The 15,898-nt window shown below is 33.7% G+C and carries 12 protein-coding genes; 5 read left to right on the top strand and 7 right to left on the bottom strand.

Annotation, left to right across the window (positions count from 1 at the left end):
• Nucleotides 1–3: 3 nt before the first annotated feature.
• The 5 genes from secD to I3259_RS06985 all read right to left on the bottom strand — a co-directional run bounded on the left by secD (nucleotide 4) and on the right by I3259_RS06985 (nucleotide 5,602).
• The gene (gene secD / locus I3259_RS06965) at nucleotides 4–1,818 is read right to left on the bottom strand and encodes a protein translocase subunit SecD (RefSeq protein ID WP_238028960.1); all 1,815 of its coding nucleotides are present in this window, start codon (nucleotides 1,816–1,818) and stop codon (nucleotides 4–6) included.
• A 243-nt stretch (nucleotides 1,819–2,061) separates the two neighbouring features.
• Nucleotides 2,062–2,559 carry a hypothetical protein gene (locus tag I3259_RS06970; protein WP_238028961.1) on the bottom strand — a complete coding sequence of 166 codons (498 nt, stop codon included), beginning with the start codon at nucleotides 2,557–2,559 and terminating at the stop codon, nucleotides 2,062–2,064.
• A gap of 384 nt (nucleotides 2,560–2,943) precedes the next feature.
• Nucleotides 2,944–4,209 (bottom strand): NupC/NupG family nucleoside CNT transporter, encoded by a 1,266-nt coding sequence (locus I3259_RS06975; protein WP_238028962.1) that lies wholly within the window; start codon nucleotides 4,207–4,209, stop codon nucleotides 2,944–2,946.
• A gap of 488 nt (nucleotides 4,210–4,697) precedes the next feature.
• The gene (trxC, locus tag I3259_RS06980; RefSeq protein ID WP_238028963.1) at nucleotides 4,698–5,132 is read right to left on the bottom strand and encodes a thioredoxin TrxC; all 435 of its coding nucleotides are present in this window, start codon (nucleotides 5,130–5,132) and stop codon (nucleotides 4,698–4,700) included.
• Between the two features lie 272 nt (nucleotides 5,133–5,404).
• The gene (locus tag I3259_RS06985; protein WP_238028964.1) at nucleotides 5,405–5,602 is read right to left on the bottom strand and encodes a hypothetical protein; all 198 of its coding nucleotides are present in this window, start codon (nucleotides 5,600–5,602) and stop codon (nucleotides 5,405–5,407) included.
• Between the two features lie 897 nt (nucleotides 5,603–6,499).
• On the opposite strand from I3259_RS06985, the gene I3259_RS06990 reads away from it, so the two are divergent.
• From I3259_RS06990 to I3259_RS07010, 5 genes are all read left to right on the top strand, one after another.
• Nucleotides 6,500–7,393 (top strand): EAL domain-containing protein, encoded by an 894-nt coding sequence (locus tag I3259_RS06990; protein ID WP_238028965.1) that lies wholly within the window; start codon nucleotides 6,500–6,502, stop codon nucleotides 7,391–7,393.
• 143 nt (nucleotides 7,394–7,536) lie between these two features.
• A complete protein-coding gene (locus I3259_RS06995) occupies nucleotides 7,537–8,475 on the top strand; it encodes a Dyp-type peroxidase (protein WP_238028966.1) in 939 nt (312 codons plus the stop codon).
• Nucleotides 8,476–8,710: 235 nt separating this feature from the next.
• Nucleotides 8,711–9,574 carry a hypothetical protein gene (locus tag I3259_RS07000; RefSeq protein WP_238028967.1) on the top strand — a complete coding sequence of 288 codons (864 nt, stop codon included), beginning with the start codon at nucleotides 8,711–8,713 and terminating at the stop codon, nucleotides 9,572–9,574.
• 913 nt (nucleotides 9,575–10,487) lie between these two features.
• Nucleotides 10,488–11,921, top strand: coding sequence for an EAL domain-containing protein (locus tag I3259_RS07005; protein WP_238028968.1), 1,434 nt, complete (start codon nucleotides 10,488–10,490; stop codon nucleotides 11,919–11,921).
• Nucleotide 11,922: 1 nt separating this feature from the next.
• On the top strand, nucleotides 11,923–13,608 hold the full coding sequence (locus I3259_RS07010) for a GGDEF domain-containing protein (protein ID WP_238028969.1): 1,686 nt from the start codon (nucleotides 11,923–11,925) through the stop codon (nucleotides 13,606–13,608).
• A 185-nt stretch (nucleotides 13,609–13,793) separates the two neighbouring features.
• Here I3259_RS07010 and I3259_RS07015 read toward each other — a convergent pair whose 3' ends face one another.
• Complete coding sequence (locus I3259_RS07015; RefSeq protein WP_238028992.1) at nucleotides 13,794–14,717, bottom strand: alpha/beta fold hydrolase; 924 nt, start codon at nucleotides 14,715–14,717, stop codon at nucleotides 13,794–13,796.
• A gap of 78 nt (nucleotides 14,718–14,795) precedes the next feature.
• Nucleotides 14,796–15,785 (bottom strand): patatin family protein, encoded by a 990-nt coding sequence (locus tag I3259_RS07020; protein WP_238028970.1) that lies wholly within the window; start codon nucleotides 15,783–15,785, stop codon nucleotides 14,796–14,798.
• Nucleotides 15,786–15,898 lie beyond the last annotated feature (113 nt).

A 15,898-nucleotide genomic window follows, 5' to 3' on the forward strand; every position in this document is an offset into this window, starting at 1 on the left:
GCGTTAAACCCTTACATCTCGACGCGAATCACGACCCCAAACCAAGTTAATAATGGCTCGAGAAGCGAAAATACCAGTAAACATACTTGTTAATAGACCAAGGCCTAACGTCAATGCGAAGCCTTGAATTGGACCATTACCAATAGAATAAAGCACAACAGCGGTGATCATCGTTGTGAAGTTAGCGTCGAAGATAGTACCAAATGCACTGCTGAAACCACGGTCAATTGCTTGAGCCATGCTTCGACCATCGCGGATCATATCGCGAATACGTTCAAAAATAAGTACGTTGGTATCAACGGCCATACCGACGGTTAATACTAAACCAGCAATACCTGGTAGAGTTAATACCGCACCTGGGATCAACGCTAATAGACCAAAAAGCATGATCATATTTGCAAGAAGTGCAATATTAGCAACCCAACCTAGACGACGGTACCACACAGCCATAAAGAGCAGTGTTACACCTAAGCCTAGTGCAAGAGCGGCAAAACCATTTTTAATATTTTCAGCACCCAGTGTTGGACCTATTGTACGTTCTTCAACAATAGTTACAGGCGCTGTAAGTGAACCAGCACGTAGAAGTAGAGCAAGTTGCTGCGCATCTTCTAATGAACCTGCACCCGTAATACGGAAACGACTACCTAATTGTGTTTGGATAGTTGCAACACTGATGATCTTATTAGTTTGTACTGTTTCGCCTTTCGCATTACGGCTGTACTCACTGTAAGACGTTGCCATTGGCTTGCCCACATTCATGCGTGAGAAGTCAGACATCATCTTACCGCCAGCACTATCAAGCGTAATGTTTACTTCAGGCGTACCGTTTTCACCAAAGCTTGCACGTGCATCAACAATATGATCACCACCAAGAACAGGCTTACGGCTAACACGTATAGGATTACCATTCTTGTCAGGTAGGATCATTGTGCTACCTGTACCTTCTTCTTTCACAGCGTAGAAAGCAAGGCTTGCCGTTGCACCGATAACGTTCTTCGCAGCAGCTGGGTCTTGAACACCTGGTAGCTCGATACGGATACGGTTTTCACCTTGACGCTGAACTGACGCTTCAGTAATACCTAGCTCTTCAATACGGCTACGCATTGTTTGTAGGTTTTGCTGAACGGTTAGGTTTCGAAGATCTGTTTTTTCTTTTTCACGAAGAGCAAGAACTAGGTTATCACCTGAACCATTAGTTGCTTGCCATTGTGGATATTGTTCACGAATAAACTGACGAACTTTATCATTTGCAGCTTCACTTGGAAGGCGAACGATAACTTCATCCATGCCTTTAAGTTCAGCACGACCACCACGAATATCCTGCTTACGGAAATCAATGCGTAAGTCATCAGCTAACTGCTGAGCATGGTTTTTGTAAACTTGCTTAACATCAACATCTAACAGGAACTGAACACCACCACGAAGATCAAGACCTAACTTGATTGGCTCAAAACCCATATCTTGTAGCCACATTGGCGCTGCAGGCTCTAATGCTAGCGTTAAACGCTCTTCATTTTTTACCAGTGTATTTAATGCAGCTTTAGTATCTGTTTGTTGCTTAGTACTATCTAAAACAACAATGGTACGATCAGGCTTTTGTTCAATTTTTAGCGGATCAATATCGTGCTCTTTTAACACCTTCTGAATTTCAAAAGGTGTTGGCATTACACCGCCTTTTTTACTGATTTGCACTGCTGCATTTTCGCCATACCACGTTGGAATAGCGCTTAATAACATTATCGAAACTGTCACAATTAACACAACATATTTCCATGCTGCGTAATGATTCAGAATCTGTTTAGTATTCTTTTTTCTCATTATTTTTAGCCATGTACCTTGCAACAGACAGCCTGTTGCAGTCGATAGAACACCTATAATTATACCTTTATAACAAGAGTTTGTTAAAGATACTCATCAATATGATCAATTCAAAAGGATCAATATAATTACAGGAACGATAAATAGAATTTAATAATCAGATGATTATTAATATATTTATTAAATAGTTTGAAAGGGTATTACTACTAGTCGAAGTGAAATTTCCAACTAATAAATAATATTTTAGACAACTTGACGTTGTTCGCCATACTGGGAGTAGATCAGATTTGTTTCTTTCCAACCTGAAATACGTGACGAAGATGATTTAGTTTTAAGTACCCACTCAACCGTTGGTGACAGTGGTTCTACATATCCTACTGTAAGTGATACAGCGGTAAGAATAGGAAACTCAAACGCTAATCGATAATCAGGTGAGACTTCTTCAGGATTAAGATGCAGCGCATTTAATAAGCGACTTGATGTCCCTAAAGCAATATTGTAATCACTAAATTCAATACGATGATGTTTATTGTTATCACTATTTCTATTTGGATTAGGAATTGGGAAATTCCACACTAACTTTGAACTATTAACAGAGACCGGCAAACCAACACTTTTATCGCTTTGTGTTTGTGTTAATGGGTGTTCTTTATCAGAAGAGTGATTAACTGCTTGAGTATGCTTGCAATTAAATTGTGCATTTTCCAAATGAAAAATCACAGAATGTGATTGCAACGGCATGTCATCACATTGAATAACCGTATGTTGTATTGCATGTAACTGAACATTTTCGTCAATATGCGTAGACGCCGAAGCTAATGACGCAGCTCCTAAGCAAATACTTAATATCAAAAAACGAAAAAAACTCAGAAACATAATACCTAAAAACAATGTACAAAAATAAGGTCTTGGCAATGATAAGGGGCGATACTCATGGTGACAAGGGAATTATTCATAAAATCTTTCTATATTTTAATTTTTATCGACTAAATCAAAGCCCCCTTTATTTTAATCTTTATTAAGAATCATTACATAACAATAAGATAAGAATTTTAATTAAAAAAACGTATAAAAAAGCCGCAGAGCAACCCCCACGGCAATAAATTTTTATGCTGTTAATAGCGCTTATAACGAAACAAAAATACCAGCAAGAGCAGCGCTCATTAAGTTAGCTAATGTCGCAGCAAGAACTGCTTTAATACCTAGTTTTGCAACATCACCACGACGCTCTGGCGCCATAACACCAATTGAACCAATCTGAATAGCAATAGAGCCAATATTAGCAAAACCGCATAACGCAAAAGTAATAATCACTTGTGTATGTTCTGATAGAGTCTGCTTAATCGCAGCAAAGTCCATAAAAGCAACAAATTCATTAAGAATCAGCTTCTCACCAATAAAAGTACCGGCTTTCATCATTTCAGTAGCAGGCACACCGATAACAAAAGCAAGTGGCGAGAAAATGTAACCCAAAATCGCTTGCATAGTTAACGGTGTTGTTCCGAACCAATGTGATAAAGAGTCAAGACCAATCGTTGCCGTGATACTTGCTAACCAATGCCCTACCCCTTCAAGACCCGCATTTGCCATTGCAATTACGCTAACAAAAGCAATCAGCATAGTACCAATCGCAACGGATACTTTCATACCATTCATTGCACCAGCAGCTAATGCGTCAATGGCATTACTGTGCTCACTTTTTGCCATTTCAATATCAGTTTGTTCCATTGGCGTTTCTTGTTCAGGTACAAGAATTTTCGCCATTAGCAAACCGCCAGGTGCCGCCATAAAACTTGCAGCAATAAGATACTTAAGATCAACGCCTAAACCAGCGTATCCACCTAATACGGAACCCGCAACTGATGCCATACCACAGGTCATTACCACAAACAGTTCAGAGCGAGTCATTTTTGCAAGGAATGGACGAATAAGAAGAGGTGACTCACCTTGAGAAAGGAAAATGTTACCTGTAGCAACTAAAGATTCTGCGCGACTCGTACCCAATAATTTTTGAATTCCACCACCTAAAACTTTAATTACCCATTGCATAATGCCAAAGTAATAAAGGAGGGAAATTAAAGCACTAATGAAAATAACAAGAGGGAGAACACGAATGGCAAAAACAAAACCGCTTTTTTGAATATTAGCTAAATCACCAAAAACAAAATTAATACCTACATCAGCAAAACTAAGAAGACCAGCGACACCGTCACTCATTGCACCTAACATTTTCTGACCAATGGGTACATATAATACAAGAGCAGCAAAGCTTGCCTGTAAGAATAAAGCACCACCAACGGTTCTCCAATTGATCGCTTTTCTATTATCAGAAAGCGCCACTGCACATAGAACCAGTATTACGATACCAGCTAATGTAATTAACAACTGCATTATTTCGTCCTGCTGTTTTTTAAATGGGTGTCGAATAATGAAGGTATTGCTGTTTGTTGCCATTGAGGAACAATTACTTTTGGGGAAAAAGCAAAAATGGTAGGGATGACATTATAAAATGCCAACAATATGAATGTGTTCGCCCAATTATGCAACATACGAGTCACCTAAATTAACAAGCTACAAATAACGCCGGTCCAACTCCGTGGGTCGTTCACTTATCCCTGGTGACAGCTTGTAAAATAAGGTGGCTGAACTTTACTGTTCTGACCGAGGCGAGAGTATATAGAGATCTTGCTCACAATAACAATATCATTTTCCATTATTTGCCTATTCAAAGGCCAAATGAATACTATATGAGCAAATTAGTGCGCAGATAAAGCCTTGAAGGAATAAATGTGGATTTGTTATTCTATATCTCAATGGATAACAAAAAACCGAACACAATCGTATTCGGCTTTTTATAATACATCATTACTCAGTGGCAACTACTTTGTAAGTGCTTCATTTAACCATTGATCGAAATGCGATTTAGGCATTGCGCCGTTTAGCATGTCAACCATCTTGCCTTCTTTAAACACCATGATGGTTGGAATGCTACGGATACGGTATTGAGCAGCTAACGCTTGTTGTGCTTCAGTATCAATCTTTACACAACGGATTTGACCATCACGCTCATTAGATACGTCAGCAAATACTGGTGCAAACCCAACACAGGGGCTACACCACGGTGCCCAGAAATCAACAACTACTGGCTTATCACTTTTTAATAACGTTGAAAAATTATCTTCAGTGCCTTCAATTGGCATACCATCAAATAATTTATCCTTACATGAACCACACGTCGCTTCATCATTGATACGATCTGAAGGCATGCGATTTAATGATTTACAGTGTGGACAGCGAGTTGTGATTGTAGTCATTGTTATAATCCATTCTTAAACTTACTTGTGATCACTCTACCCTTTGCAAAGTAAAACACAATACGATTCAACTTATTGGAGCAATAGCTATAAGCTATCAATAAAGCACAATGCCTACAACCAGAGGTACAAATGGGATGCAGACATCGCATCCCACAAAGGATTTAATTGCTATTATTAAATACGTTTACGCAGCCTATCTGTTAAATCCCCCTACAATAAAAGTGACAATGTAACAATAGAAAAACTAAGTCACTACTCATATACAGATCTTAATGTAATAGGCCTAGCTCACGGGCTTCGGCAATAGTAAGCCCACTCGCTTGAATATCACGGAAAAGCTCTATACGTCTTCTTGCTGCAGCTTGTTGTTTTTTACTATCAGCAATATTGGAAGCAGACTCATCCTTGTGTTCCCACTTAGATGATACGGAAGAAATCTCTGAATAATCGATAGAGTTAATAGACACAACAACCTCCTAAAGTAACCTGTGTCGTTATGACTTACTTAGTATCAAAGGTAATTCTAGGAGTTAAGTCTAGAAACACTAGTTTGTGATCTATTCGAGATTCAAACGAAAAAAGAGGCGTTATAAAAAGAAAGTAGTGGCTCAATGTTACTAACAAGCGTATTAATAAAAGTTTATCGAAAATAAAAAAGCACTTTTATTGTACACAATATAAACACTCTCACCGTGAAATAATCAACCACCAAGCAAATAAATGACGCTACAAAAGAGAATGGATACAGTTATACCTTTTTGGTATGAAATGCATTGACTAACACAGACTTAAAATAAATAATATCTTATTACATTCTATTAGCGTCATTTTTAGTACAAATGAAATTTAAATTTAACAGTAAGCTGAATCTGTCTGTAAGCATTATATTGCTATCGACATTAATGGCTTTTTTTATAATTAAATCAGTCGAATTAAATCAGATTAATAGCATATCAAATCTTCTAAAAAGTAAAATATATAAAGTTCAATTAGATATAGAACGTACCCATAATGATAAACACTCCATTACTAACTTAAAAAATCTCGTTTTATTAACTCCTGCGATCATATCTATTTCATATATAAATAATGGAATGTATATATATTCAGATAGAAAAGAGCATATAAATAAACCAATTGAGCATAATTTGAAAAATATCATCTCATTAGGTTATAACCCTTATCTACTATCACCTAAGAATAGCCAATCATTCTCATATTTATTTAAATTTGGTACTGGTTACTATAAGATCAATTATTATCGTAATTTATTGATAAAAAACATTCACAATAATCTAACACAATTCAAGATATATAACATACACGAAAAAACAAAAAAGCACTTATTCAGAAGCTATAAAATAATGGATAACTTAGACATTGTAATCTCAAGTGGTATCAATACATCCAAGCTATTTATCCTATTACTTTTTACAACTATATTATCATCTATAATTGTCATAAAATTAAATCGATTCATAAGTCAGTACTTTAATATCCATAATTCAGTTTTACGCTTAATTAATAAAGGTGTTAGTAATGATGAATTTATTCCTTACTATCAAAATGTTTATTCATTAACAGAAAATAAATTTATTGCTGCTGAAGTATTATGCCGTTGGGATCGCAATGGTAACATACTGACTCCTAACCATTTTATCCATCAGCTAGAACAGTTAGACAGTATAAAAACTGTTACGTTAAATTTAATAAAACAAGCTTTCGATGATCTAAATAGCATCTATCCTAATGAAAAATATCTACTCAGTTTCAACTTTACTGTTGCTATGATTTTAGATAAGCCATTTATAGATAAAGTCATCAATTTTATTGAAAACACACCAAATGTGAAAAATAAAATAATCATAGAACTGACAGAGAGCGATAACAGATTTAAACATTTAGCAGATATCAGAACCGTAATGTTAAGACTTAAAGAATACGGTGTACTTTTATCTATTGATGATTTTGGTACAGGGTATTCAAATTTACTCACAATCCAAGAGCTACCTTTTGATATTATGAAAATTGATAGAGCTTTTATTTCTAGTCAATACGCAGTTTCAAATAGTAACATGCTAGAGATGATGGTTAGTCTTGGTAAATCAATGAATTTATTAATAGTAGTTGAAGGTGTTGAAACTAAAAAAGAGCTTATAAGAGTAAAGGATTTGAATGTCGATTGCTGCCAAGGATTTTACTACTCAATCCCATCCAATAGTGAGAAATTTAAGCAATCATTACTACATATAAAATAACACATTTGCACTCTTTGATATTGAATTTTTATGCTTTAAATTAAAAGTAAATTTTCGCTTGTGTAATTTAACATTACATTATTCACACTACCGTTGCTGCTATTAAAGGCGTAGCGTAGTAGAAAAATTTAAAGGTTTCTATTATGAATATTCATTTATCTGAACTTGCACAACCTGGCGCAATTTCTAACCCAAACACTTTCGCTGAATACCTGACTTTTGTATTTAATGAAAATAGTCATAACAATGACGTAAAAGAGATCTTTGCTAAAATACAAATAATTGAAAAATCAATTGCACAAAAAGATTTAACAGCAGATTTATCTTTAACCATCGGTATTTCAAATCATGGATGGTCTACAGTTTTTCCTGATGTTCAAGCGCCATCTTTATTACATGATTTTATTGCTATGGCTGACGGTGAACGTAACTTCCCAAGTACACTGGGAGATATTTTCATCATGATAAAATCTGAACGTATGGATCTTAATTTTCAAGCAGCGAAATACATTGCCGCAGCACTCCAACCTGTTGCGACTTTAATTGAAGATATTCAAGGTTTTAAATACTTAGATAATCGCGACATGATCGACTTTGTTGATGGAACTGAAAATCCAAAAAATGAAGCTCGTTTTAATGCAGTTTTAGTCGCGAATGATAGTGGTATCCACCAAGGCGGAACTTACTTGACCGTGCAACGCTATGTGGACCGTCAAGGCTTATGGGATAAACAAACCACGGAATACCAAGAGCAAGTTATTGGTCGAACTAAGCTTGATGATATTGAACTTGATGATGAGCAGAAACCCGCTTGGGCGCATAATAATAAGAGTAAAGTTATTATTGATGACCAAGAAATTAAAATGCTACGTCAGAACCGTCCATTTGGTAATGCTATGGAACATGGCACTATGTTTATCGGTTTTGCAGCTTCACCAGAAATTTTAGATATCTCCTTGAAACAAATGATTTATGCTGATGAAAATGGTAATTACGACCGATTATTGGATTTTGTGGAAGCAAAAACAGGTACTCACTACTTTGTACCTTCACAAACATTAATGAATACTTTCGCCGATTAATCTATCGCCTCAGCAATGTGCCTACAAATGAAAATTTGTGGGCATTTTTTTGTTAAAAATCATAAAGTAATAAAAATATAATTTATTTTTAATTTAACCCATTGAAAAGTAACAAATACATTTTATTTTACAGAATAATTTCTTGATTCCTCGCACGTTCTGTTGTCCCCTATACACTTAATAATTAATTCTATCTTTTTATTTATATATACAAAGAGTATTTCTGGGGGCAAGAATGCGCAAAACCCTTTTAACCCGAGTATCACTAGCAGCTATTATTGCTACCATTGCGGGTTGTTCATCAACACCACCGCCGCCACCAACACCAACACCAACCGTTGAAAAAAGTTTCAAAACGATAGCTAGCCAATTTATGACTTCTGATACAACACGTAGCCAAGGTACCGTTGTTGATAAAGGTATGTTTTACCCTAAAGAAACCTTTTCTTTAAGTTATCGTTATTGCTCTGCAAGTGCCGAACAAGCGCAACAAGAAATTAGCCAATTTTATCAGTTAGCAAAAAAAACATGTAAAGCTAACTCTGGCACCATGATCAACCAAGATACAGATGCATGGTGTGTAAGCCACCCTAATACTCCAGATGAAACACCTATTTTCTCTGCACGTATAACATCTACGGATCTATGGGCTGATGTTTGTCCAACCGGGCCATTTGTCACAATGCGTGTTATTGAAAATAAAGATGTAGATAAAACAGCTTGGATTGATGGTGCTAAGCTCCTTGGTTACCAACCCTACTCTGTACATAGAAAGATTGTTCCATCGAACCAATCTCAGGCTGCACTCTTTAATGAGAAAGAAACGCCTGCACCAGAACAAGAACCTTGGACTGAAGAAACTGGCTTTATTGCTACACACATAGGTGAAACTGTGTGTATGTATAAGAAAACCAAAGACGAAGCTTATGGCGTAACTTACAAGGGTAAAATCCAGAGTGTGAATGACAACCGCGTTAGCGTATTAGCGACTGAAAAATTAAAAGGTGATATTCGTATTGCCCCTGAAATTGATCCACTACCTTGGTATAAAGAAGCGGTTATTGAAGCAGATGCTCGCTCTTGGTTTATTTGCCAATAAAAACAGAAATAAAAAGCCTATTTCTAAACTAACATCATAACGTTAGACATTTCGGTTAAGCGAATTATAATGCCTGATTTCGATATTCAATCGGAGTCAGGCATTTCTAATTTAACCTTGATCCATTTAGTTATAGTAATGGCTCAATATAATATTCAATTTTTTATAAGCTCATCAGCTATTTGAGAGATATTTCTATCTTGAGCAAAGCTATGTACCGCATCATCTAAGTAATTTCTCTTTCTCAGTACACTTTGTATTAACCCATTTTTGCGATGGTTTATTGATATTTCGAATTGTGGTATCTCTTACAGTAAGTACTATTGCGACTTTTCTTTACTTAGTAACGTTTCTTTCTCACACTAACTTTTTAGAATGCATTCTCGACCTTAAATAGCTAATAATTATTTAAGTTCCTTACACGTCATATCGTCATCTGATTTTTGATTATGTTGAGGTACAAAATTTTGAATACCTAGATTTCTATATTTTTTAGCCTAATATGAAGTGTAATAAAAGAACAAACATTTAATACAGCATTAATATGCGTTAAATACCAACTATTCACCCATATTAAACTAAGCACTTTTAACTTCGGTTGCAAAGACAAAAGAACAGGGACTATGAATGGTAAATACTTATTCCTGCAGTATATTTACTCGATGAAAAGTGATTTTTTTAGAAACAATAGATGAGACCTAGCTAAATATTGCTTTAACATAAGCATCCAAACTCCCAGCTCTATTTGGATATAAAACATCCTATAATTAGGTTCAATTCATTCTTATAAGCTTTTATTTCATTCTAATCTTCCAGAACTACCAACTCAATTGACAATATATTATCTGAAGTTGATAATATATTTTATAGATTAAAATAATTCATCTACATACGAAAAGTTTTTAACGACGCTATGACTCACTCAAAGAATACATTTTACTTTTTATTATTAACAATAACATTAACTATAATAACATCACTAACGTCAATCAATTACATTGAAAACAGAGAAACTAACAAGGTATTAGATATTATTGTTAATAGAATATATTTAGCAAAAGTAAATTTAGAAAAAAATCACTACTTTAACCACAAGAATAATCAGCTCAGTAACAAAGCGTTAAATAAAATAATTTTTAACAACCCCTATATTCAATCCATAGAGTATATTAATGATAATCATTATTTAAAAAATGGAAAATATATTATAAAAAACAAATCATTATCACCAGAAATAAAAATATTACTACACAAAAATAGAAGTACTTTCTTAACAACTCAACTTACTAAATCAAACATTTTTAGTTATATTTTTAGGTTTGGTACGGGATATTACCAGATCAACTATTACTTTTCCTCATTGCAAGCAGCGCTACATAGCAACATAACTGTTAACAGAGTTTCAGACATTTATGATTTTGATAATAATAATGACAAATTGTTATTATCAAAATATATTACTTTAAATGCCACTGGTTTAGTCATAGAAAGCGGCTTTAAGTTTAAGGCTCTTTCTATTTTAATATTGATATGTGTCGTCATTTCATCTTTATTTTCTTATTGTATTATCAAGCTATTTCTTTCATTTTTTAATCAAAAAAATATCATGTATCGTTCTATAAAAAAAGGAATTAAAAACGAACAATTCATTCCTTTTTATCAGCAGATATATTCATTTAAAGACAATGATTTTATTGCTGCGGAAGTTTTATGTAGATGGAAAAAGAACGATGAAATTATACCACCATACAAATTCATTTCAGAATTAGAAGCATATGATGAAATAAATGAAGTGACACTTCATTTAATGAAAACAGCATTCAGTGATTTAAAAAAGTCTCATCAAAAAAAATTATTATTAAGCTTTAACTTTACAGTAAAGATGATGCTTAATCATGATTATATATCAGAAGTCATAAAAATTATCGAAAAAAATCATCACGTTAAAAACAAAATCATTATCGAATTAACTGAAAGTGATAACAGATTTATCCATATTGATAAATTAAAAGAATCAATGCTAATGCTTAAAAGTCATGGAATATTATTATCTATTGATGATTTTGGTACAGGTTATTCAAATTTATATACAATTCAAGAATTACCTTTTGATATTATGAAAATTGATCGTGCATTTATCTCAAATAAATATGCCGTTTCAAATAGTAATATGCTTGATATGATGGTTTCCTTAGGTAAATCGATGAATTTACTTATTGTTGCTGAAGGAATAGAGACAGAAGATGAGTTATTACGAATAAAAAACCTTGATATTGATTGCTGTCAAGGATTCTATTTTTCAAAACCATGTGACTCAAAAAAATTCATCTTAGGCGAAGTAAAATAGTATGTTATTAAACGTAATAAAGTTTGAAAAAATCACTAAAAATAAATATTCTTTAGCCCTAGCCTTTGTTATATCAATCGGATTATGTGTTTTAACATTAAGCACAAATATATTATCAATACACCATCACAAAAAAATAAATGTTAGCTCATTTCATTTAGAAAAAAGTCAACTTTCAAAAAATGAATTAGCTGCACTCAATTATTTTCATTCTATCGATAGAAAAGATTATTCAAAAGAATATATCAACATAGCAGAAAGTATAAGGCCGCTTTTACAACAAGGTTATGGTTATAATATGGCTTTATTTATTCTAAGTAGCTTGTACAACAGTGATCAGTTAATACCAGTAGAAGAGATTTATGTGCTTGAAAAAATAATGTGTTTGCAGCAATTAACACATGATAATATTGGTGCCATAAAAACACTTTTTAGTTACATGGAACTAGCGAAACAAATTAACCAAAAATATTATTATTATTACGGTAAACTTTATTTTGCTATTATTGCTAATAATCTTGGAAACTCAGAAAAATCAAAAAAACTTACTAATTTTATACTTGAAAATGCAAAACCTATTAACTCTAGTTGGCAACAGCTTATTTATGACGCTTATTTATTAAAGGCTGATAATGAAATATCAAATAAAGATTATAGATTAGCTATAAAAACACTGAATAATATTGATAACAAAAAAAATTATATTAGTAATGATATGTGGGATGATTTCAAAGCATTTTCACTTATACAACGTTCTGAAGCTTATTATTACTTAAATGATACTAAACAAGGTCTTGAATTTTTAAATCAAGCAAAAGACATTATTAACAAGAATAATAAAATTTATTTTGTTGATTTATATCCAACTTATCAATCAGTAAAAATACTTTATGCTAAAAATAGTGAAATTACTGATGGAAAAAACATCAGTTCTATTTTAAACATTGTTAGCTCATTAAATTATCGTTATATGTCTCTTATATATAAGAATAAACTAGATTTATTATACAAAAAAAATGATTTCAAAACATATCATATCCTAAATACATCATTTATTAATGAATTAGAAAAGAGAAACAAATTATCCTATGAGCTATTTTATTTAAATGATAAATTATCAACTAACAATACGTTAATGAGTTATAAAATTAAAAAACTCACCAAATATAGCTTCTACTTTAGTCTTGTTTTGATTTTAATGATTCTATTAACCTTTATTCTCATAAAGATGATTAATCATTTGAAAAAAATTGAAAATATTGATGGATTAACACTCTTACTTAATCGAAGAAAATTTGACATTGATTACAAAAACAAATTAGGCACTGATACTATACTATGTATATTTGATGTGGATAATTTTAAAAATATAAATGATGAATTTGGTCATGATTTTGGTGATACTGTATTAAAAGTTATTTCTAAACATATTGCAAAATATATTGGGAAAGAACATCTTTACCGAATTGGTGGTGAAGAATTTGCAGTTATAATAAAAAACACTGAAGAAAATAAATTAAAGTTAAGTCAATTGCCAAATGTAATAGCGGAATTTCAGTGGATGAATAATCTTACCATTACGATTAGTGCTGGATGTGATAACTTAAATCAAGCAACACCTTTTAAGAGTGCTGACAATTTACTATATAGAGCGAAGGCTTCAGGTAAAAATAAAATTCTATTTTAATGCTCCTGTAGGCGATAGTTCATGCTAGACAAACGTAATATGCATAATTAATGAGAATGACTAGATTCGTATACATAGATCTGATTTTTAATCTAGTCGATCTAAATCAAAAATTATTGATAATCAAAAGTAATCAAGAAAATCGCATAGATGATTATGATAGTCCTGATTACTTCATATTAAAGTCATTTGTGTATATAAGTTTCAAAAAAATCTAACGTATCTTGTAATGCCTGATTACGTAAGCAATCTTTTTCCATTAACAACTCATGTCGAGCATGTGGGATCACTTTCATTTTACACTCTGCACACTTTGAGTAAAAAAGATGATGAGAATGGTTATCGACTACTTTATCGTCACCAGCCTGAAGCAATAAAACTGGCGTATGAATATGCTCAACATCCCGTATACAGTTTTTTGCGGCAGCTAATGCTTGCCATACCCATCTAGCACTAGGACCACCAACTCGAAGCTCTGGATGACACTGATACAAATGCTTTGCCCAAACGTATCGTATTTGGCTTTGACATTGATCATTTTCTTCAAAAGGTGCTTCATGATACGGCTTATATCCAAACACATAAGACGGTTGTGTTTGATAATGCTCGATAATTTTAGCGATTGAAGAAGCAACTAATTTTAATGGTATAGGAAGGTTGATACCAAACATTGGCGCATTAAGTACCACAGCATTAAAATGCGTCTGATAATGTTCTAAATATAAGGTTGTTATCGCTCCTCCCATTGAATGAGCCAATAAAAACCGTTGTCTGTATGTTTGTTTTTCAACGACATTTATAATAAATGAATTAAGATCAGACACATAATCATCAAAACAGATCACATGACCAAGTTCACTATCATTTGTTAATCGCCCTGATGCGCCTTGACCGCGATGATCATAGGCGTACACATCATAGCCTTTACGAGAGAACTCATAGCAAAGCTCCTGATATTTCCAGAAACTTTCATTACGCCCGTTAACAATGACAACACAACGCTCATTTTGAGGATGTCGGATACTTATCCATCGAATAGGTATTCCATCCACTCCTTTAAATTCACCTTGCTCCCTCTTTTGCCACATATAATGGACTTCACTCGCCATTAAATGGGTAAAAACCGACTCCTTGGTAACAAAATCCCTCTCACAATTTTGTTTAGCCATGACAACTTCTTATAATTATTATGCAAATTTACACAAATCACTGACATCTTCTCCCATTAAATGGGACACATCACAATGGGGTTCTTGAATATCAATATGTCGCCCCACCGTATTTAAAAAATACTTACCTGATTGATAACCAACGCTGTAATCTTCTTCTAATGATGGCATGTCGCTACCAATCATTTTTGACTTCAGTGCTTTTTGTGGATGAATCTCATATATTGTTACATCATCAGGAGGATTACTAAGAAATTCTTGTGTTTTCCTATAGTTATCTTCATGCTCTAACAACATTTCAATCATACCTGCGGCTTTAGAATGACCTAGCGCACGGCGAATATTACTCATCCAACAATGATCAAATGATGTATCAATAGGGACTGTTCGAATCACAACAATATGACGATAGCCACGCTCATAAGCTTCTTGAACAGGAATGGGGGCTGATAAACCACCATCAACCCAATATTCATTTTGTGAGTAAATTGGTTGTCTATTTAAAACAGGAATTGCACAGGAAGCTTTTAATGCCAACGACCAATTATCAGTATTTAAATTAAAATAAGCTGCTTGATGGCTCACCGTATTACTTGCTGATGCGAGTACAGTTCTATGACGCATATTTTGTCTGCCTTGATGCCAATTAAGTTCAAAGCGTGTTTGGGTTTGCTGCATTAACCAATCAAGATCAAGCCCCTCTCTACCAAACAAAAAGCGATAAACATCAAAGAAATGGTGGTTTGTTGTTGCTTCTGTGATTACCTTAAAAGCATGCTTCTTTTGACCACAAATATAAGAAGCTAAATTAAGCGATCCTGCAGACGTGCCAATCATTAATGAGAACGGATTAAAATTCTGATCTAAAAATGCGTCTAATACTCCCGCAGTGAAAATCCCTCTTTGACCTCCGCCTTCCGTGACAAGTGCTATCTTTGATATATCCTGAGGTTCATAGGACAATGCGTCATAATTTTGTACCGCATAAGATACATGCTTGCCTGTCATCTTACTCTCTCAACACTATACACGTTCAATGTAAATTCATCATACAATTATTGAAACGCATACTATCAAACAGGGGTCTAATGTCTAATAACAAACGATCAATTTTTGATTGT

The organism is Photobacterium sp. Ph5 (assembly GCF_022129445.1).
In the GTDB taxonomy this organism is placed as follows: Bacteria; Pseudomonadota; Gammaproteobacteria; order Enterobacterales; family Vibrionaceae; genus Photobacterium.

Bases quoted from the DNA above. Each gene is read 5' to 3' on its own strand.
- secD (WP_238028960.1), bottom strand. From the start codon at position 1,818: ATGAGAAAAAAGAATACTAAACAGATTCTGAATCATTACGCAGCATGG.
- I3259_RS06970 (WP_238028961.1), bottom strand. From the start codon at position 2,559: ATGCCGTTGCAATCACATTCTGTGATTTTTCATTTGGAAAATGCACAA.
- I3259_RS06975 (WP_238028962.1), bottom strand. From the start codon at position 4,209: ATGCAGTTGTTAATTACATTAGCTGGTATCGTAATACTGGTTCTATGT.
- trxC (WP_238028963.1), bottom strand. From the start codon at position 5,132: ATGACTACAATCACAACTCGCTGTCCACACTGTAAATCATTAAATCGC.
- I3259_RS06990 (WP_238028965.1), top strand. From the start codon at position 6,500: ATGGATAACTTAGACATTGTAATCTCAAGTGGTATCAATACATCCAAG.
- I3259_RS06995 (WP_238028966.1), top strand. From the start codon at position 7,537: ATGAATATTCATTTATCTGAACTTGCACAACCTGGCGCAATTTCTAAC.
- I3259_RS07000 (WP_238028967.1), top strand. From the start codon at position 8,711: ATGCGCAAAACCCTTTTAACCCGAGTATCACTAGCAGCTATTATTGCT.
- I3259_RS07005 (WP_238028968.1), top strand. From the start codon at position 10,488: ATGACTCACTCAAAGAATACATTTTACTTTTTATTATTAACAATAACA.
- I3259_RS07010 (WP_238028969.1), top strand. From the start codon at position 11,923: ATGTTATTAAACGTAATAAAGTTTGAAAAAATCACTAAAAATAAATAT.
- I3259_RS07015 (WP_238028992.1), bottom strand. From the start codon at position 14,717: ATGGCGAGTGAAGTCCATTATATGTGGCAAAAGAGGGAGCAAGGTGAA.
- I3259_RS07020 (WP_238028970.1), bottom strand. From the start codon at position 15,785: ATGACAGGCAAGCATGTATCTTATGCGGTACAAAATTATGACGCATTG.